Annotated in this window: 15 protein-coding genes and 1 other annotated feature; of the genes, 10 read left to right on the forward strand and 5 right to left on the reverse strand. The window is 37.2% G+C overall.

Going from position 1 to position 16,306, the window contains the following annotated elements:
• The first annotated feature begins 63 nt into the window (after positions 1-63).
• The 4 genes from MKY88_RS03705 (at position 64) to MKY88_RS03720 (ending at position 4,478) form a co-directional block, all read left to right on the forward strand.
• Positions 64-1,230 (forward strand): DUF418 domain-containing protein, encoded by a 1,167-nt coding sequence (locus MKY88_RS03705; RefSeq protein ID WP_340813017.1) that lies wholly within the window; start codon positions 64-66, stop codon positions 1,228-1,230.
• Positions 1,231-1,354: 124 nt separating this feature from the next.
• The gene (locus MKY88_RS03710) at positions 1,355-2,257 is read left to right on the forward strand and encodes a fumarylacetoacetate hydrolase family protein (RefSeq protein WP_025116790.1); all 903 of its coding nucleotides are present in this window, start codon (positions 1,355-1,357) and stop codon (positions 2,255-2,257) included.
• Between the two features lie 186 nt (positions 2,258-2,443).
• On the forward strand, positions 2,444-2,812 hold the full coding sequence (locus MKY88_RS03715; protein ID WP_012292941.1) for a YisL family protein: 369 nt from the start codon (positions 2,444-2,446) through the stop codon (positions 2,810-2,812).
• Positions 2,813-3,011: 199 nt separating this feature from the next.
• On the forward strand, positions 3,012-4,478 hold the full coding sequence (locus MKY88_RS03720) for an alpha-amylase family glycosyl hydrolase (protein WP_328203168.1): 1,467 nt from the start codon (positions 3,012-3,014) through the stop codon (positions 4,476-4,478).
• Positions 4,479-4,577: 99 nt separating this feature from the next.
• Here the strand turns inward: MKY88_RS03720 and MKY88_RS03725 are convergent, their stop codons facing one another.
• Together MKY88_RS03725 and MKY88_RS03730 are read right to left on the reverse strand one after the other, a co-directional pair.
• Complete coding sequence (locus MKY88_RS03725; RefSeq protein WP_069480125.1) at positions 4,578-5,435, reverse strand: DegV family protein; 858 nt, start codon at positions 5,433-5,435, stop codon at positions 4,578-4,580.
• Between the two features lie 144 nt (positions 5,436-5,579).
• The gene (locus tag MKY88_RS03730) at positions 5,580-6,389 is read right to left on the reverse strand and encodes a Cof-type HAD-IIB family hydrolase (protein ID WP_193830995.1); all 810 of its coding nucleotides are present in this window, start codon (positions 6,387-6,389) and stop codon (positions 5,580-5,582) included.
• Positions 6,390-6,510: 121 nt separating this feature from the next.
• On the opposite strand from MKY88_RS03730, the gene MKY88_RS03735 reads away from it, so the two are divergent.
• Together MKY88_RS03735 and MKY88_RS03740 are read left to right on the forward strand one after the other, a co-directional pair.
• Positions 6,511-7,275, forward strand: a complete 765-nt coding sequence (locus MKY88_RS03735) for a prolyl oligopeptidase family serine peptidase (RefSeq protein ID WP_193830996.1) — start codon at positions 6,511-6,513, stop codon at positions 7,273-7,275.
• 53 nt (positions 7,276-7,328) lie between these two features.
• Entirely contained in the window at positions 7,329-7,637 is a 309-nt protein-coding gene (locus MKY88_RS03740; protein ID WP_036123413.1) for a metal-sulfur cluster assembly factor, read from the forward strand.
• 59 nt (positions 7,638-7,696) lie between these two features.
• Here the strand turns inward: MKY88_RS03740 and MKY88_RS03745 are convergent, their stop codons facing one another.
• The gene (locus MKY88_RS03745; RefSeq protein ID WP_193830997.1) at positions 7,697-8,383 is read right to left on the reverse strand and encodes a Crp/Fnr family transcriptional regulator; all 687 of its coding nucleotides are present in this window, start codon (positions 8,381-8,383) and stop codon (positions 7,697-7,699) included.
• Between the two features lie 269 nt (positions 8,384-8,652).
• On the opposite strand from MKY88_RS03745, the gene MKY88_RS03750 reads away from it, so the two are divergent.
• Positions 8,653-10,779: an ATP-dependent Clp protease ATP-binding subunit gene (locus MKY88_RS03750; RefSeq protein ID WP_340813018.1), complete on the forward strand. Its 2,127-nt coding sequence runs from the start codon at positions 8,653-8,655 to the stop codon at positions 10,777-10,779.
• 49 nt (positions 10,780-10,828) lie between these two features.
• Here the strand turns inward: MKY88_RS03750 and MKY88_RS03755 are convergent, their stop codons facing one another.
• Positions 10,829-11,023 carry a YjzD family protein gene (locus MKY88_RS03755; RefSeq protein WP_025116798.1) on the reverse strand — a complete coding sequence of 65 codons (195 nt, stop codon included), beginning with the start codon at positions 11,021-11,023 and terminating at the stop codon, positions 10,829-10,831.
• A 384-nt stretch (positions 11,024-11,407) separates the two neighbouring features.
• On the opposite strand from MKY88_RS03755, the gene MKY88_RS03760 reads away from it, so the two are divergent.
• Together MKY88_RS03760 and fabF are read left to right on the forward strand one after the other, a co-directional pair.
• Entirely contained in the window at positions 11,408-12,346 is a 939-nt protein-coding gene (locus MKY88_RS03760; protein WP_340813019.1) for a beta-ketoacyl-ACP synthase III, read from the forward strand.
• Positions 12,347-12,376: 30 nt separating this feature from the next.
• Positions 12,377-13,618: a beta-ketoacyl-ACP synthase II gene (fabF, locus tag MKY88_RS03765; protein ID WP_193830999.1), complete on the forward strand. Its 1,242-nt coding sequence runs from the start codon at positions 12,377-12,379 to the stop codon at positions 13,616-13,618.
• 337 nt (positions 13,619-13,955) lie between these two features.
• On the opposite strand, the gene trpS is transcribed toward fabF, so the two are convergent.
• Positions 13,956-14,945 (reverse strand): tryptophan--tRNA ligase, encoded by a 990-nt coding sequence (gene trpS, locus MKY88_RS03770; RefSeq protein ID WP_340813020.1) that lies wholly within the window; start codon positions 14,943-14,945, stop codon positions 13,956-13,958.
• A 61-nt stretch (positions 14,946-15,006) separates the two neighbouring features.
• Positions 15,007-15,232, reverse strand: a binding site (T-box leader).
• Between the two features lie 486 nt (positions 15,233-15,718).
• On the opposite strand from trpS, the gene spxA reads away from it, so the two are divergent.
• Positions 15,719-16,114 (forward strand): transcriptional regulator SpxA, encoded by a 396-nt coding sequence (gene spxA / locus MKY88_RS03775; RefSeq protein ID WP_025116803.1) that lies wholly within the window; start codon positions 15,719-15,721, stop codon positions 16,112-16,114.
• The last annotated feature ends 192 nt before the right edge of the window (positions 16,115-16,306 follow it).

The raw sequence follows: 16,306 nt of genomic DNA on the forward strand, positions 1-16,306 counted from the left end.
AGGAATGCAATTTTTTGCTTGCTCTGCTTAAACCATAGCTGCTATTTAAGAGGAGGCTATTTTGTGGATTTCAAACCGACAATGTTGCAGGATCGACTAGCAACATTAGATATTTTACGAGGTATTAGTTTATTAGGTATTTTGCTCGTAAATATGTATACCTTTTATTTGCCAATGCCGCATATTGATTTAGCATCTTGGTTTACAACACCATCCGATATCGTTTGGCAGAAAAATATAGATATTTATGTACAAAGTAGCTTCTACCCACTGTTTGCGATGCTATTTGGATATGGGCTTGCCATGCAGTGGCAAAAAGCACAAAGTCGTGAGCAAAATTTCTATACGCTAGGATTACGTAGACTTTCTGTATTATTTGCCTTTGGTTTCATACATGCCGTGCTAATATGGTGGGGCGATATTTTAATGATGTACGCATTTTGCGGGATATTTTTAGTGCTTTCACTACGTTTAAGCCCTATTTGGTTATTGGTTAGCGCAGTGATGATTAACGGTTTGATGCAAGTTTTTATGTTATTTGTCATAGGGATTATGCAGTTTACTACGAAGGTGGATGACTATTTAGATATTGTATCTGTAGAGAAGGCGATTACAGCTTACGGTACTGGAAACTGGCTAGATGCTTTTATGCAACGCTTAACAGACTTATCGACGCAAGCAGGTATAGGGATGTGGTTTGCGGCATTGTTTACTATTTTACCATATATGTTAATAGGCGCAGCTGCATCAAAATGGCGTCTAGTAGAGCGAGCAAAAGAATTAAAATGGCTATGGCTAGCACTTGCGATTACTGGGTTGATTATAGGTATAACGATTAAAAGTTTACCAATTATGTTTACACGGACGTATTTATTTGATTATTTCAAGGTATACATAGGTGGCCCCATTCTTTCAGTGGGCTATATCGCGATCATAGTGCTACTTTGCCTGTTACCAATTGTACCTAAGCTACTTAGTCCTTTTGGCAAAATCGGTCGGATGTCGTTAACGATGTATATTATGCAATCCATTATCGGCACGTGTTTATTCTATCAATTTGGCTTTGGCTGGTATGGGAAGGTAAGTGTAGAAACAGGCGTATTCATTGCCATTGGAATAATTGTTGTGCAAATGATCATAGCCGAAATTTGGTTATCAAAATGGAAGCAAGGTCCTTTAGAGGCTTTATGGCGTAAATTAACGTATAAGGAAAAAGTGGAAATACGATAATATATTCCGCTTCACATGCATAATTTATGAATATATAACAACTTATAAAATTATTGTCGCAAAAGTGAGGCAATTTCTATCATATTGTTGTATCATGTAGAAAAAAGAAGGAGCTCTTTCAATCATGAAAATTTTATCATTCAAATTAGGTGGACATGTAAGCTTTGGACCAAAAGTAAAAAAAGAAGAAGCGGTATGGGATGTACTCGCTATTCAAAATGAACTTCAAGTTCTCCCTTCTTTTTCAAGTTCTATTGTAGATGGTATTGCTCTAGGCTTTGATTTTGTTGAACAGATTCGTAAATTAGTAGAAGCAGCTGAAAAATCTGATCGTGCTAATAGTTTTAAACGTGAATTTACAGAAATCGAGTGGCTTTCACCAATTCCACGTACACCAAAAAATATTATGTGTATAGGTAAAAATTATAATGAACATGCCAAAGAAATGGGTGCAGAAGCAGCACCTACGGAATTAATGGTATTTACAAAATCGCCAACGGCTATTGCGGCAGATGGACAAACACTTTCCATTCACGCAGACCTTTCATCGAAAATGGATTATGAAGGGGAGCTTGCTATTGTAATTGGAAAACGTGGTAAAAACATTCCGAAAAACTTAGCATATGATTATGTTTTTGGTTATACAATTGCCAATGATATAACAGCTCGTGATTTACAAGAGAAGCATAAACAATTCTTTTTAGGTAAAAGCTTGGAGGGCACTTGTCCGCTTGGACCATATCTTGTGACAAAGGATGAAATTCCAAATCCTCAGGACTTAACAGTAGTCACAAAGGTAAACGATGAAGTGCGCCAGAATGGCTCGACGAAGGACATGATGTTCTCAGTTGAAACTTTAGTATCTATCCTATCTCAGCATGTAACACTTGAGCCAGGTGATGTTATTTTAACAGGTACACCAGCAGGAGTTGGAAAAGGCATGAACCCGCCACAATTCTTAAAGGCTGGAGATACGGTAAAAGTATCTATTCAAGGCATCGGTACTTTAGTCAACCATTTTGAATAATAATTGGGAATCCGCGTGAGTCTTTACTCCGCGGATTTTTTTATTACTTCACGTGTAAGTTGCTTTTTAGGGAGTTTCTACGTCATAAATGGTGTAAATTATGTGAACACTATTGTAATGTTTGAAACCCTTTCCATCGCATGGTAGGATAGAGTTTGATAGAAAAATGAATGAGGTGGGACAAACATGGGTTTTTTAACTAGCCAAACGCATTTGCATATTACTACGTGGGTAGTAGCTATTGTTATCTTTTTAATCGCTGCGCTAATGGGCAAGCAATCAAAAGGCTTACATATGACATTGCGTCTATTTTATGTACTAATTATCATTACAGGTGGGGCATTATTCATTGAAGGCATGAATTACAACATGGGCATGCTTTACGGCTTTAAATTCATAGGTGGTATTCTTGTAATTGGTATGATGGAAATGGTTTTAGTACGCCAAAAGAAAAACAAACCAACTGGCATGTTTTGGATTTTATTTGCAGTATTCTTATTGATTACATTGTTCCTAGGCTTCAAGCTACCAATGGGTCAAAACTTCTTAGCATAATATTTGGTGAAAGTCGTGAAGTATTTGCTTCGCGGCTTTTATTTTATTAAAAACTGCGATCATACTGAAATGGAAGGGAACGGACACCTTTTTGCCGTAATTCCTTCCGCATTTTCGTAAAATCTTTTGAAAAGATAGCGACGTGACAGTGATATTTGGTAAAATGACGATGGATTGGTTTGAAAGAGAGGGAATAACAGTGAAATTCAAGAAGTGGATAAGTGCGACAGCTGCATCACTTTTACTTGCTACTACATTTGTAAGTGCTACACCTGTAGCGCATGCTGATGAAAAAGCGACAACATCGATTGCAGAAGAGAGCATCTATGATTTACTCGTTGACCGTTTCTTTAATGGCTCGGGCGCTAACGATTTTGATACAAATACGCAAGACCCTTCGAAATTTGCAGGAGGGGATTTTACAGGTTTACAAGATAAATTAAAATTTATCAGTGAAATGGGCTATACGATTGTTTCCATTGGACCTATTTATTCCACAGAGAAATATGATGGATCCATGCTAACAAGCTATTCTACGATTGAACGCCATTTTGGAACAGCAGAAGAATTCCAAAGTGTTGTAGAGGCTTACAAAGCTAAAAATATGTCTATAATGGTGGATTTTCCACTCAATGATGTAAGTCCTAATCATGAATGGGCAAAGGATGCTGCGAAAGCAGACTGGATTGCTTCTACGAATAATGGACAAGTTCAATGGGATTTAACGAATACAGATGTGCAAGAAGCACTTATTCAATCAGCAATCGATTTTGTTTCTACATATGAAATTGGTGGAATTCGATTAACTCATATTTCAGATGCTGATACGGATTTTATCAATAAAATGATAGCAGCATTAAAAGAGACAAAATCATCTCTTTATGTCATTACAAATGAAGCGAGCGAGGCTGATTTTGATGCAACCTTCTCACCAGCGACAGCAGAAATTTATCGCAATATCTTTAAGAATGTTGATATGGACTCATCTAAATTAACAGAGCCGTTTTCAGGAGAAAAACCGACGCAAATTATGGTGGATTCTTTAGAAACCCACCGTTTTACATTCGATTCTGCGAATGAAAACATGTTCCCGCCTACACGTTTAAAAATGGCTATGGGTGCTTTATTTATGATGCCAGGAACTCCAGTTGTCCAATATGGTACAGAAATTGCAATGAACGGGGAAGCTAAACCTGATACACATCAACTTTATAACTTTAAAACAGATGAAGAATTAATTGACTATATTAAAAATGTTCAATCCTTACGAAATCAGTCTGCCACTTTACGTAATGGTGATTTTAACGTCATTACAAATGAAAATGGTCTACTTGTCTTTACGCGTACTTCGGATGAAGAGCAATGGGTAATTATGGTCAATAATACGAGCAAAACACAACGCGTGGACTTAACACCAGAACAACTGGGTGAAGGGAAAATGCTAAACGGGATTTTACATGAGGAAAAAGTTCGTATAAACGAAAAGCAAGTGTATCCAGTCATTTTAGACAGAGAAATGGTAGAGATTTATCAGGTTCGCAATGATGAGGGGCTAAACGTGCCGTATATGGTTGCCCTGGGCTTAGTTTGGGTTATCTTTATTGGCTTTGTTGTAATCATCATTAAACGAGGAAAAGTTCGTCGTCAAGAACAAGACGCTTCTTAATATCTAAAAAAAATAGCATGCTAGGAGTCATCCTAACATGCTATTTTTGTTTTAATTTAGTAATGCTCCAACAGCTCGGCAATTCCGAGCTATCAAGGTTTAGCCTTCATAGCTCTTATTTGTGAAGAAAATCGCGATAGTGCCTGGCCCTACATGCGAACCGATGGCTGAGCCAATCATCGTAATTTGCACAGCCTGAGGAGAAAAACGCTCCTGAATGGATGCTTTTGCTTCATTGGCAAAGGCCATATCATCACTATGACTAATACCAACAATTTTATTCGTAAAGTTACCTCCACGCTCCTGCATTAAATCCAGCATACGATTAAGTGCTTTTTTACGACCACGTGATTTTTCTATCGGTACAAGTTTGCCATCTTCTACATTTAAAATAGGTTTAATGCTTAGAAGGCCACCTAAAAAGGCACTAGCTTTTGAGACACGGCCACCTTTAGCAAGGTAGTCCAAATCTTCAACTGTAAATAAATGCTCTATTTGAGGAGCGAAAGCGCTAATTCTAGACGCTACATCTTCAAATGAGGTACCTAAATTTCTAAGCCGAACAGCTTCTTCCACAACAAGACCATGTCCTAGTGATGCACATTTAGAGTCGATAATGACTAACTTCAATGAAGGATATTGTTCTAATACTTGATTACGAATCATTTGAGCAGTACTATATGTGCCGGATAACTCTGATGAAAAGGCAATATAGATACCTTCTTCTTCATTTTTAGCTAAATCTTCAAAGTGCTTCAAAAAAAGCTCTGGCGACACTTGAGATGTTTTGGGTTGGGCACCTTGACGGATTCCATCATAAACCTCTTTGGAATCAATGGAAATGACATCTTCATATTCTTTGTTGTTCAATTGCACTCGTAAAGGGAGTAGCACGACATCATTTTCTTCATAGTAAGACTTTGGTAGATCACATCCACTATCCGTAAAAATCTTCATTCTCTTGTCCCCCTAATTTCAACTTACTTTTTAAAGCCTTTTTAGCTTTATTCAGTCGGTACTCACTTAAATCAACCGGAAGGGGTACCACTGAATAAAGTTAAACTGGTAAAAATGGTATGGTAACTTGAACTTACTACTTAACTATGATAATTTCAAGCGTTCGATGAGTATTTTTGCAATCCCATCATCATTATTTGTAGTAGTGATTTCATTGGCAATATTTTTAAGGCTTGATATACCATTCCCCATCGCTACGCCAAGTCCAGCATATTCGATCATCTCTAAATCATTGTCTTCATCACCAAATGCAATAATACGTTCACGTGGAAAACCTAAATCCTTCGCTACATGTGCAATGCCTACTGCTTTATTTAATCCACGTCGAACAATTTCTATAATATGAAGAGGTGCGCCCCAACGACGGTGTTCAATAACTTCAGCGTGCACTGCCTGTAAGTGATCGCGGATAATGACAGAATTGGCTTCATTTGCCTGTATCAGTAAACTTGTAGGATTATCTAAGAGATGTGTGTATAAATCCCCAAGTGTAATTTTGGGATTACCCATATTAAAAATATTTAAGATGCGATCATCCTCTGTGTGTACATAAATATCATCCTTTACCTCAGCGATAATATTTTCATACTCATAACTATTAATGGAATTAACGACATCATGGACAACACTTAAATCAATGGGAGTGTGCATATGCTGCCAAGAGGCATTTTTAGGGTGATGCACATAGGCGCCATTAAAGTTGACTATTGGTGTTGTAAGCCCAAGCTCATGATAATAAATATCACTGGCACGGTATGGACGGCCAGTTGCAATCATTACTTGATGTCCTTGTTCTTTAGCCTGCAATAATGATTTTTTTGTTTTTGCGGAAATTTGTTGTTGGTCTGTTAATAAAGTACCATCTAAATCCAATACGATTAAATGCGGTTTCATAGCTCGTTGCCCCTTTCCTATAGTTTGAATAGTATCTCTTTGTCTTTCATTCGTCAAAATTTTGTCACAGTGAAAAAAGTTTGCTAACATAAAGATGAGACAAGAGTTGGGAGTGACAAGAATGTTTGTAGAAAAAGAAATGTGGGGAAATATTCCTTTATTACATATACATACAGACAATATGAATGAAGATACCCCGGTAGTGATCTTTTTACATGGCTTTATGAGTGCAAAAGAACATAACTTACACTATGCATATCAATTGGTGCATAAAGGGGTGCGTGTCCTATTACCAGATGCAAAATTTCATGGTGACCGTAGCGAAGGCCTCTCAGAGATACAAATGAACTTGAAATTTTGGGACATTGTTATAAATTCTATTCATGAAGTGGAACAATTATATAATGAATTAAAGAATAAAAATTTATTAGCTCATCATAAAATTGGCATAGCAGGTACGTCCATGGGTGGTATTGTGACATCAGGCTGTCTTAAGCTTTATGATTGGATTCAAACGGCTGCAATATGTATGGGTGCGCCTGGTTTTATAAAATTGGGTGAATACCAATTGCAACAATTCACAAAAAGTGGTGTCAATTGGCCCATGACAGAGGAAGATATTCAAAAGATTAATGAAGTCCTAGCAACCTATGATGTCAGTCTAACTCCTGAAAAATTTGCGGGACGCCCGATTTTCTTTTGGCACGGTGAATTAGATAAAACCGTACCTTTCCATGAAACATATAAATTTTATGAAACATTACGGGAATACTATCGAGCAAACCCTGAAAATTTAACATTCATGGTGAATAAAAAGGCTGGACATGCTGTACCACGTGATGGAATGCTGGCAGCAACAGATTGGCTTGCAGAGCATTTGGCATAATATGATGCATCTGCTATGATAAGGTTAACACTATGATGGAAGGAGAAATGGGAATGGATCAAGATATGAAAGATAGCATGTTAGGTGCATTAGAAAACGTAATTGACCCTGAGCTTGGAATTGATATCGTCAACTTAGGTTTAGTATATGATGTAGAATTAGATGATGAAGGTGTAGCGACGGTTACAATGACGCTAACATCGATGGGGTGTCCCCTTGGCCCAGTAATTGTGGATCAAGTGAATACAGCATTAAATGAACTTCCAGAAGTGAAAAGTACAAATGTAAACATTGTATGGAATCCACCTTGGTCAAAAGATAAAATGTCACGCTATGCAAAAATGGCATTGGGTGTACGCTAATATTATCTATTAAAAATCCCTGCTTATTATAAATAAGCAGGGATTTAGCATGTAACGAATTAATCGATACGGCATACTTGTAATGGACAATTTTCGCAGGCAATCTCATTTTTTAAAAATTGTAAATCATGAATAGTAATAAAGCCTTTGTCAAAAGTCAAAATGTCATGTTTTTTTAAATCATTCAACATACGATTAATCATTTCACGACTAGTCGCACACAAATTAGCAATTTCCGTATTTGTTAGTTGAAACTCAATAAAAATGGAACCATCCTCTAAAGGTTTACCATACGTATTAGATAGACGAATGAGTGTTGAAAACAAGGCACCCTTTTTCCCATTTAACACTAAATCACGCAAACGACTTTGATGCTTTAAATTTTCTGTTTGTAGCCACTTCATATATTCCACCATGATCGTAGGCTGTTCTTCTAGTAAATGTTCTAATGATTTTCGACTTAAAACATACAGCGTAGCAGATTCTAAAACTTTTGCAGTCATGGAGTTATAGACAAGGTTACAAAATAATGAACCTTCTCCAATGATACTATCAGGACCACATATACGAATCGTCAATTCCTTGCCAGTTTCGGTTTCTTGACTAATCGATATAACACCTGACTTAATATAGTATATTTCCTTTGACCGTTCGCCCTCTAGAAAAATTTTATTCCCTTTAGTTACTTTGATAAAAACACCATGCTTTTGAAAAAGGTCCATAATTTTTTCAAACACATTATCCATTGAAACCATATCTCCAACACATCGCTTTCTTTTTGTAATAAATGGCGATTATTACAAAAGGACAGTGGACTTTTCGATACTAAAACATAGAAACATACAATTATTATAACGTAAATTTTCAAGAATAAGTGTAAAAATTTAGTGCTATTTCTTTGCGAAGAACTGTCGAGTGATGTAAAATAAAGTTAGTCAAAGAAGGTCAAACTTTTAAAAAGAACCACAATGGGTATAAAAATTATGCGAAATATTAAAGTAAAGGAGTGCTAGTTATGCAATTTCAACAAACAGATAATCAAAAGCCATTAGAGCAATTTGGACGTAATCTAATAGAAGAAGTGAAAAATGGCAAAATGGATCCTGTCATTGGGCGCGATGAGGAAATTCGAAATGTCATTCGTATTTTAACGCGTAAAACAAAAAATAATCCTGTATTAATTGGTGAGCCAGGAGTTGGTAAAACAGCGATTGTAGAAGGTTTAGCGCAACGTATTGTGAAGGGTGATGTACCAGAGGGCTTGAAAGAGTGCGTGCTATACGAGCTGGATATGAGTGCCTTAATCGCAGGTGCAAGCTACCGTGGCCAATTTGAAGAGCGTTTAAAAGGCGTGTTAAAAGAGGTTAAGGATTCAGAAGGCCAGATCATTTTATTTATTGATGAAATTCATACAATTGTAGGCGCAGGCAAAACGGATGGTGCAATGGATGCAGGAAATATGTTAAAGCCCATGCTAGCCCGGGGAGAATTACACTGTATCGGTGCCACTACATTAGATGAATATCGTATGTATATTGAAAAAGATCCTGCCTTAGAACGTCGGTTCCAGCAAGTTCTTGTACGCGAGCCTTCAATTGAAGATACTGTGTCTATTTTACGAGGCTTAAAAGAACGCTTTGAATTACATCATGCAGTACGTATTCATGACCGCGCGATTGTGGCTGCAGCAGAACTCTCCAATCGTTATATTACAGAGCGATTTTTACCAGATAAGGCGATTGATTTAATTGATGAGGCATGTGCAATGATCCGTACAGAAATTGATTCAATGCCACAGGAACTAGATGCCGTGACTCGTCGTATTATGCAACTAGAGATTGAAGAACAAGCGTTACGTAAGGAGAAGGACGAAGCGAGTAAAAAACGTCTTGAGCAATTACGAGAGGAATTGGCTAAGTTAAAAGAGTCCTCTGAGGGGATGCGGCAACAATGGGAAGCAGAGAAGGAAAAGCTACATGATATTCAGAAAAAACGGGAGACATTAGATAAATACCGCCGTGATTTAGATGAGGCGGAAAGTAAGTATGATTTAAATAAAGCTGCTGAATTACGTCATGGTAAGATTCCAACACTTGAAAAAGACATTCAGGTGCTCGAGAAAGAATTAGAAAGCGGTGCAGAGACCCGTATTTTACGTGAAGAAGTGACAGCTGAAGAAATTGCAGCAATTGTTTCTCGCTGGACTGGTATTCCTGTGACAAAACTAGTGGAGGGCGAGCGAGAAAAACTATTGCGTTTAAAAGAAACATTACATGAACGGGTAGTTGGACAAGATACAGCTGTTCAATTAGTAACAGAGGCTGTATGGCGTGCCCGTGCAGGTATTAAAGATCCGCATCGGCCAATTGGTAGTTTTTTATTCTTAGGTCCAACAGGTGTTGGTAAAACAGAGCTTGCTAAGGCACTAGCTGCTCAATTATTTGATTCAGAAGATCATTTTATTCGTATTGATATGAGCGAATATATGGAGAAGCATAGCGTGTCTCGTTTAGTTGGTGCTCCTCCAGGTTACATTGGCTATGAGGAAGGCGGTCAATTAACAGAAGCTGTACGTCGTAACCCTTATTCTGTAGTGTTATTAGATGAAATTGAAAAAGCACACCCAGATGTGGCTAATATTTTATTGCAAATTTTAGATGATGGTCGAATTACAGATAGTCAAGGGCGTATGGTCAATTTTACAAATACCGTCGTGATTTTAACATCGAATATCGGCTCTAGTTATTTAATGGAGGCTAAAGATGACGATCCAAGCGTTGAAGACTTGGTTATGACAGCTCTCAGACAGCATTTCAAACCAGAGTTATTAAACCGTATGGATGATATTATCTTTTTCCATGCCTTATCAAATAAGCACTTTACAGCAATTGCTTGGAAGTATGTGGAGCAGTTAATTAAACGTGTGGCAGAACAAGAAATTACATTAGTTGTCGACCAAGAAGTAATTGATTGGGTTGTCCTACAAGGAGCAGATGCTCAATTTGGGGCAAGACCACTAAAACGCTTTGTACAACGACATATCGAAACGGCTGTGGCTAAGGAACTGCTACGGGGCGAGGTATTGCCTGGAGAAACATTGCATGTAAAAATGCATGATGGCCATTGTATAGTGGAAAAATAGCAGAAAAAACCTGTTTCGCATAATGCGGAACAGGTTTTTTCTAGTTGAATTAATGATGGTCTGCAGCCTCTGGTGTAGGATCGTTTGGAATGATTGCTCCAATAATAAAAATTAAGATGGAGAATACAACTGAAACGATTGCCCCTGTCTTAAAATCAAATGGTGCACCAAGTACAGAGCTGACTACATAGTTTAACATAGAAACTAGTAGGAATGACCATACGAACGTTACGATATATTGCATTAATTTCACCTCAACCGAACTTTTTTCATCATAAGTTTTTACTCATATTCATTATCATATCATAACATAAATCGAAAAAAAATGAATCTTTTATGTGAAACATGGCGAATTTGTCACAACAAATACAAGGTTTTGCATTTTATTATTCTCATGTATTTTTTGAGGCATTCAATTTGCCAAAGTATGCAAACCTGAAAAAGGGTATTTGGAAACTCTATAGACTTCACGCTATACGCAGTATAAGCCTAAGCCTACTTTCAATAACAAGAAACGACTCGTTCAACGTACAATAATTTTAAATCATCTTGCGTCATTCCTTGACTATGCGTTATAATTATGACCAGTTACTAATAATTGATAGTAAGAAAGCTGAGGGGTTGCTATATGAACGCTGGTATTTTAGGAATAGGCAAATACGTTCCTGAGAAAGTCGTGACAAATTTTGATTTAGAAAAAATAATGGATACTTCGGATGAGTGGATTCGTACGCGAACAGGCATTGAAGAACGTCATTTTGCGGCAGATGATCAGGAAACTTCAGATTTAGCAGTAGCCGCTGCTAAAGAAGCTATTGCAAAAGCGGGTATTACGCCTGAGGAGATTGGGTTAGTACTTGTAGCAACTGTCACACAGGATCAAACTTTCCCCAGTGTAGCATGTATGGTTCAGGAACAACTCGGAGCAGTAAATGCTGCGGCGATGGATCAAGCAGCCGCATGTGCAGGATTTATATATAGTTTAGTGACAGCTAAACATTTTGTAGAGGCAAACACTTATAAATATGTCTTAGTAGTAGGTGTTGAAAAGCTGTCAAAAGTCATTGATTGGAATGATCGAAATACAGCAGTATTATTCGGTGATGGCGCGAGCGCAGCAGTTATAGGGCCAGTATCTGAAGGTAGAGGTATTTTATCATTTGAGCTTGGTGCAGATGGCACAGGCGGTAAAAATCTTTATTTAACAAAACAAGACACAATTGCCATGAATGGTCGTGAAGTATTTAAATTTGCTGTACGTCAAATGGGTGAATCGGCTGTCACTGTGTTAGATAAAGCAGGATTAACAAAAGAAGACGTAGATTTTTTAGTGCCGCATCAGGCAAATATACGTATTATGGAATCTGCTCGTGAGCGATTAGAGCTACCACCAGAAAAAATGTCAAAAACGATTCATAAATACGGAAATACTTCTGCAGCATCGATTGGTATTTCCTTGGTAGATGAGCTTGAAGCAGGTAAAATTAAAGAGGATGATTTATTAGTCCTTGTTGGTTTTGGTGGCGGCTTAACATGGGGTGCCGTAGCCATGAGATGGGGAAAATAAGTAGGAAAAATGCTTGAGGGGAGTAAGACAATGAGTAAAAGACGAGTAGTAATTACAGGAATTGGCGCAGTTACACCACTAGGGAATAGCATCGAAGAAACATGGGGGAACATTAAAGCTGGTAAATCTGGCATTGGTGAGCTAACACGTTTAAATAAAGATCTTTTTGCAGCCAAAATTGCAGCAGAAGTGAAAGATTTTGATATTGAAAAATATATTGATCGTAAAGAAGCTCGAAAGATGGACCGCTTTACACATTATGCGTTAGCTGCTTCAATCATGGCTATGGAAGATGCACAGCTAACAATTGATGAGGAGCTAGCTCCTCGTGCTGGTGTTTGGATTGGTTCGGGTATTGGTGGAATGGAAACATATGAGCAACAGTTTTTAACATTCCAAGAGCGCGGGGCAAGACGAGTTAGCCCATTCTTCATTCCAATGATGATTCCAGATATGGCGTCAGGTCAAGTGTCGATTCATTTTGGTGCAAAGGGAATTAACTCTTGCTCAGTAACTGCATGTGCTTCTGGCACAAACTCAATTGGAGACGCTTTTAAAGTTATTGAACGTGGGGATGCAGATGTTATGATTTCAGGTGGTGCGGAATCACCAATCGTAACGATGGCTGTGGCAGGTTTCTGTGCCAATACTGCATTATCTTTAAATCAAAATCCACAAGAAGCATGCCGTCCATTTGATAAAAACCGTGATGGATTTATTATTGGCGAAGGTGCAGGTATTGTCATCTTAGAAGAATACGAACATGCAAAAGCTCGTGGTGCTAAAATTTATGCGGAAGTTTTAGGTTATGGTGCAACAGGAGATGCTCATCATATTACTGCTCCAGCTCCAGAGGGTGAAGGTGCGGCACGTGCAATGATGCAAGCATTGACAGATGCTGGTGTAGAGGCATCTCAAGTTGATTATATTAATGCACACGGCACTAGTACGCCATATAATGACTTATTTGAAACACAAGCTGTTAAAACGGCTTTTGGTGACCATGCTTATAACCTAGCTATGAGTTCTACAAAGTCTATGACAGGACACTTATTAGGGGCAGCAGGGGGCGTAGAAGCTATTTTTACCGCTCTAGCACTAAAAGAAGGTATATTACCACCAACAATTAATTTAACAGATCCAGATCCTGATTGTGATTTAGATTATGTTCCAAATGAAGCGAGAGAAGCAAAGATTCAATATGCAATGAGTAATTCTCTTGGTTTTGGTGGTCATAATGCAAGTCTTCTATTTAAAAAATATGAAGCATAAATAGAACATCTAAACTCAAAAAACGTCAGCCAAATTTAAACGGCTGACGTCTTTTTTTATAGTTTTGTGAATAAATGATAAGTAAGAAGAAATAGAAAGGATGCCGTTACATTGTTCCGTCTCTTTTTATTTTTAGTAAGCTATGGTCTCATGATCCTCTCAGTAGGGAATCTTATATTGTATTTAAATTACCGTACGCTAGGTTATTCTTGGAAAGTTGTGTTCAAATTTATTTTTCAAACAACAGAATTTTATATGGCGGTTGGTGCTTGTATCATCATATGCGCTGTCGTTCTTGATATAGGTTTTGATCGAACGTCAGATAAGCTATAAATGATTAGCGGCGTGCACGACCTAGACCCATTGCCTCTTCCATACGTTTTAATGTAGCACTGGCAATTGCATTTGCTTTTTCAGCACCTTCATCAAGTATGAAGTCTAATTCAGAGGATTCTACTAAATGATAGAATTTGTCTTGAATTGGCGTTAGGTGATCGATTACAGCAGTAGCTACACCTTGCTTGAAGCCACCATAACCAATGCCTTCATATTTTTTAACTAGATCATTAATAGAAATACCTGAAATAGCCGATTCAATCGTTAATAAATTTGAAACACCTGGTTTATTTTCAACATCAAATGCTACGATACCATCAGAATCAGTAACAGCTGATTTAATTTTTTTCTCAATGTCTTTTGCTGTATCTAGCAATCTGATTGTCGCCTTTGTATTTGGATCAGATTTGCTCATTTTTTTTGTTGGCTCTTGTAAAGATTTAATACGAGCGCCGGCTTTTGGTAATTGAATTTCTGGAATTGTTAAAACGTCACCATAACGTTTATTAAAGCGTTCTGCTAGATCACGTGTTAACTCGATATGTTGTTTCTGATCATCACCTACTGGGACAATATTTGTGTTGTAAAGTAGAATGTCTGCAGCCATCAATGGTGGATATGTTAAAAGAGCAGCAGAGACGCTTTCTTTACCATGTGATTTATCTTTAAATTGTGTCATACGTTCAAGCTCACCAATAGATGCAACACATTGTAACATCCATCCTGCCTGAGCATGTGCTGGCACCTCTGATTGTATAAATAATGTAGATTTTTTAGGATTGATGCCAGTTGCAATATAAGTAGCAGCAAGCTTACGAATACTTTCACGTAATTCTTTTGGATCTTGAGCGACTGTAATAGCGTGTTGATCGACGATGCAATAAATAGCATCCCCTTCATCTTGAAGGGCAGGGAATTGCTTGAAGGCTCCTAAGTAGTTCCCTAAAGTTACAATTCCTGTAGGCTGTACACCAGAAAAGATGGTTGTCATGAAAATTTCCTCCTCGAATTCAAATAAAAAACATCACGCGTCCTCATTAGACTTTTTCTAATGAAGGGACGAATGATGTTTGAATCCGCGGTACCACCCAGCTTGCCTTAACGGCCACTCAGCTTCGTAACGTGAAGGGACGAGCCTTGCTAGTAGTTTCCATTCATGAAACGTTCACAAAGCTAACTCGGAAGTCCATTCCATATGCCCCACGATCTGTTTTCACCCACCACAGACTCTCTAAACGTGTAATTAACATATGTACTACTCTTCGTCAGCGTTTTTCTCAATTTAAGATTAAATTGATTTTATTGCATTGAATTATATTATAAAGATTTCATTGTGTAAAGTCAGACTTTTGGCGGTGTTTTTTTTAGAGAAAAAAATATATGCTTTTTTTGTTGTGTAAATTTGTTATAAAAAGAAACTTTTTATTAAAATTAACTTGTGGTGTACACGTCGAATTGACAATTTTCTCGTTTATTTTAGGTAAATGAGAACAGCAGAGTGACGTAAAAAGATGTTTAAAATACACTTAAAGTGGGAATAGTAGTAGTAGTTCGGAATGTTGTGAAAAAAGTATATACATTTAAAAGGTATATAAAAAGACAGAAAATTTAGCGAGACGCTCATTCTTTTTTTTATTGGAACTATATTCAAAAACAGCGGAGTGCTGTATAATGGTACTGTGTATTTTACATTACATTAATTCTAATTTAACACACTGGTTTATAGATATGATTACAAAATGAAAGGATGTGTCAGAACGAATGATCGTAACTCTATTTACATCACCAAGTTGTACCTCTTGCCGTAAAGCGAAAGCATGGCTTGAGGAGCACGAAATTCCCTATACAGAACGTAATATATTTTCTGAACCACTAAGTATTAGTGAAATTAAAAAAATCTTACGTATGACGGAAGATGGCACAGATGAAATTATTTCAACGCGTTCTAAAATATTCCAAAAATTAAATGTAGATGTGGAAAGTTTACCTTTACAACGTTTATATGAATTAATTCAGGAATATCCTGGTTTATTACGCCGACCAATCATTCTAGATGAAAAACGTCTACAAGTTGGCTATAACGAAGATGAAATTCGTCGTTTCTTACCTCGAAAAGTTCGAGCATATCAGTTGCAAGAAGCACAAAGAATGGTGAATTAATTTTATCTATTCTGAATAAAATAAGTAGTAGATGTTACAGATGTGAGATGCATATTGTGACATCTATTTTTTTATGTTTTACTTATGTAAAACCTTCTATATAAAGTATAATAATTAATAGGGCAAAGTCATATATTTCCGTTAAAGTATGTTAAACTTGATTTAAGTTAAATAGTTTACTACAATTTCAAT

This window comes from Lysinibacillus sp. FSL R7-0073 (assembly GCF_038009065.1).
In the GTDB taxonomy this organism is placed as follows: domain Bacteria; phylum Bacillota; class Bacilli; order Bacillales_A; family Planococcaceae; genus Lysinibacillus; species Lysinibacillus fusiformis.

What these genes read in the sequence shown, in the direction of transcription:
- MKY88_RS03755 (WP_025116798.1), bottom strand. Translation starts at nt 11,023, where the DNA reads ATGCAATATATCGTAACGTTCGTATGGTCATTCCTACTAGTTTCTATG.
- MKY88_RS03735 (WP_193830996.1), top strand. Translation starts at nt 6,511, where the DNA reads ATGTTTGTAGAAAAAGAAATGTGGGGAAATATTCCTTTATTACATATA.
- MKY88_RS03750 (WP_340813018.1), top strand. Translation starts at nt 8,653, where the DNA reads ATGCAATTTCAACAAACAGATAATCAAAAGCCATTAGAGCAATTTGGA.
- MKY88_RS03715 (WP_012292941.1), top strand. Translation starts at nt 2,444, where the DNA reads ATGGGTTTTTTAACTAGCCAAACGCATTTGCATATTACTACGTGGGTA.
- MKY88_RS03760 (WP_340813019.1), top strand. Translation starts at nt 11,408, where the DNA reads ATGAACGCTGGTATTTTAGGAATAGGCAAATACGTTCCTGAGAAAGTC.
- trpS (WP_340813020.1), bottom strand. Translation starts at nt 14,945, where the DNA reads ATGACAACCATCTTTTCTGGTGTACAGCCTACAGGAATTGTAACTTTA.
- MKY88_RS03745 (WP_193830997.1), bottom strand. Translation starts at nt 8,383, where the DNA reads ATGGATAATGTGTTTGAAAAAATTATGGACCTTTTTCAAAAGCATGGT.
- fabF (WP_193830999.1), top strand. Translation starts at nt 12,377, where the DNA reads ATGAGTAAAAGACGAGTAGTAATTACAGGAATTGGCGCAGTTACACCA.
- MKY88_RS03740 (WP_036123413.1), top strand. Translation starts at nt 7,329, where the DNA reads ATGGATCAAGATATGAAAGATAGCATGTTAGGTGCATTAGAAAACGTA.
- MKY88_RS03710 (WP_025116790.1), top strand. Translation starts at nt 1,355, where the DNA reads ATGAAAATTTTATCATTCAAATTAGGTGGACATGTAAGCTTTGGACCA.
- MKY88_RS03725 (WP_069480125.1), bottom strand. Translation starts at nt 5,435, where the DNA reads ATGAAGATTTTTACGGATAGTGGATGTGATCTACCAAAGTCTTACTAT.
- MKY88_RS03730 (WP_193830995.1), bottom strand. Translation starts at nt 6,389, where the DNA reads ATGAAACCGCATTTAATCGTATTGGATTTAGATGGTACTTTATTAACA.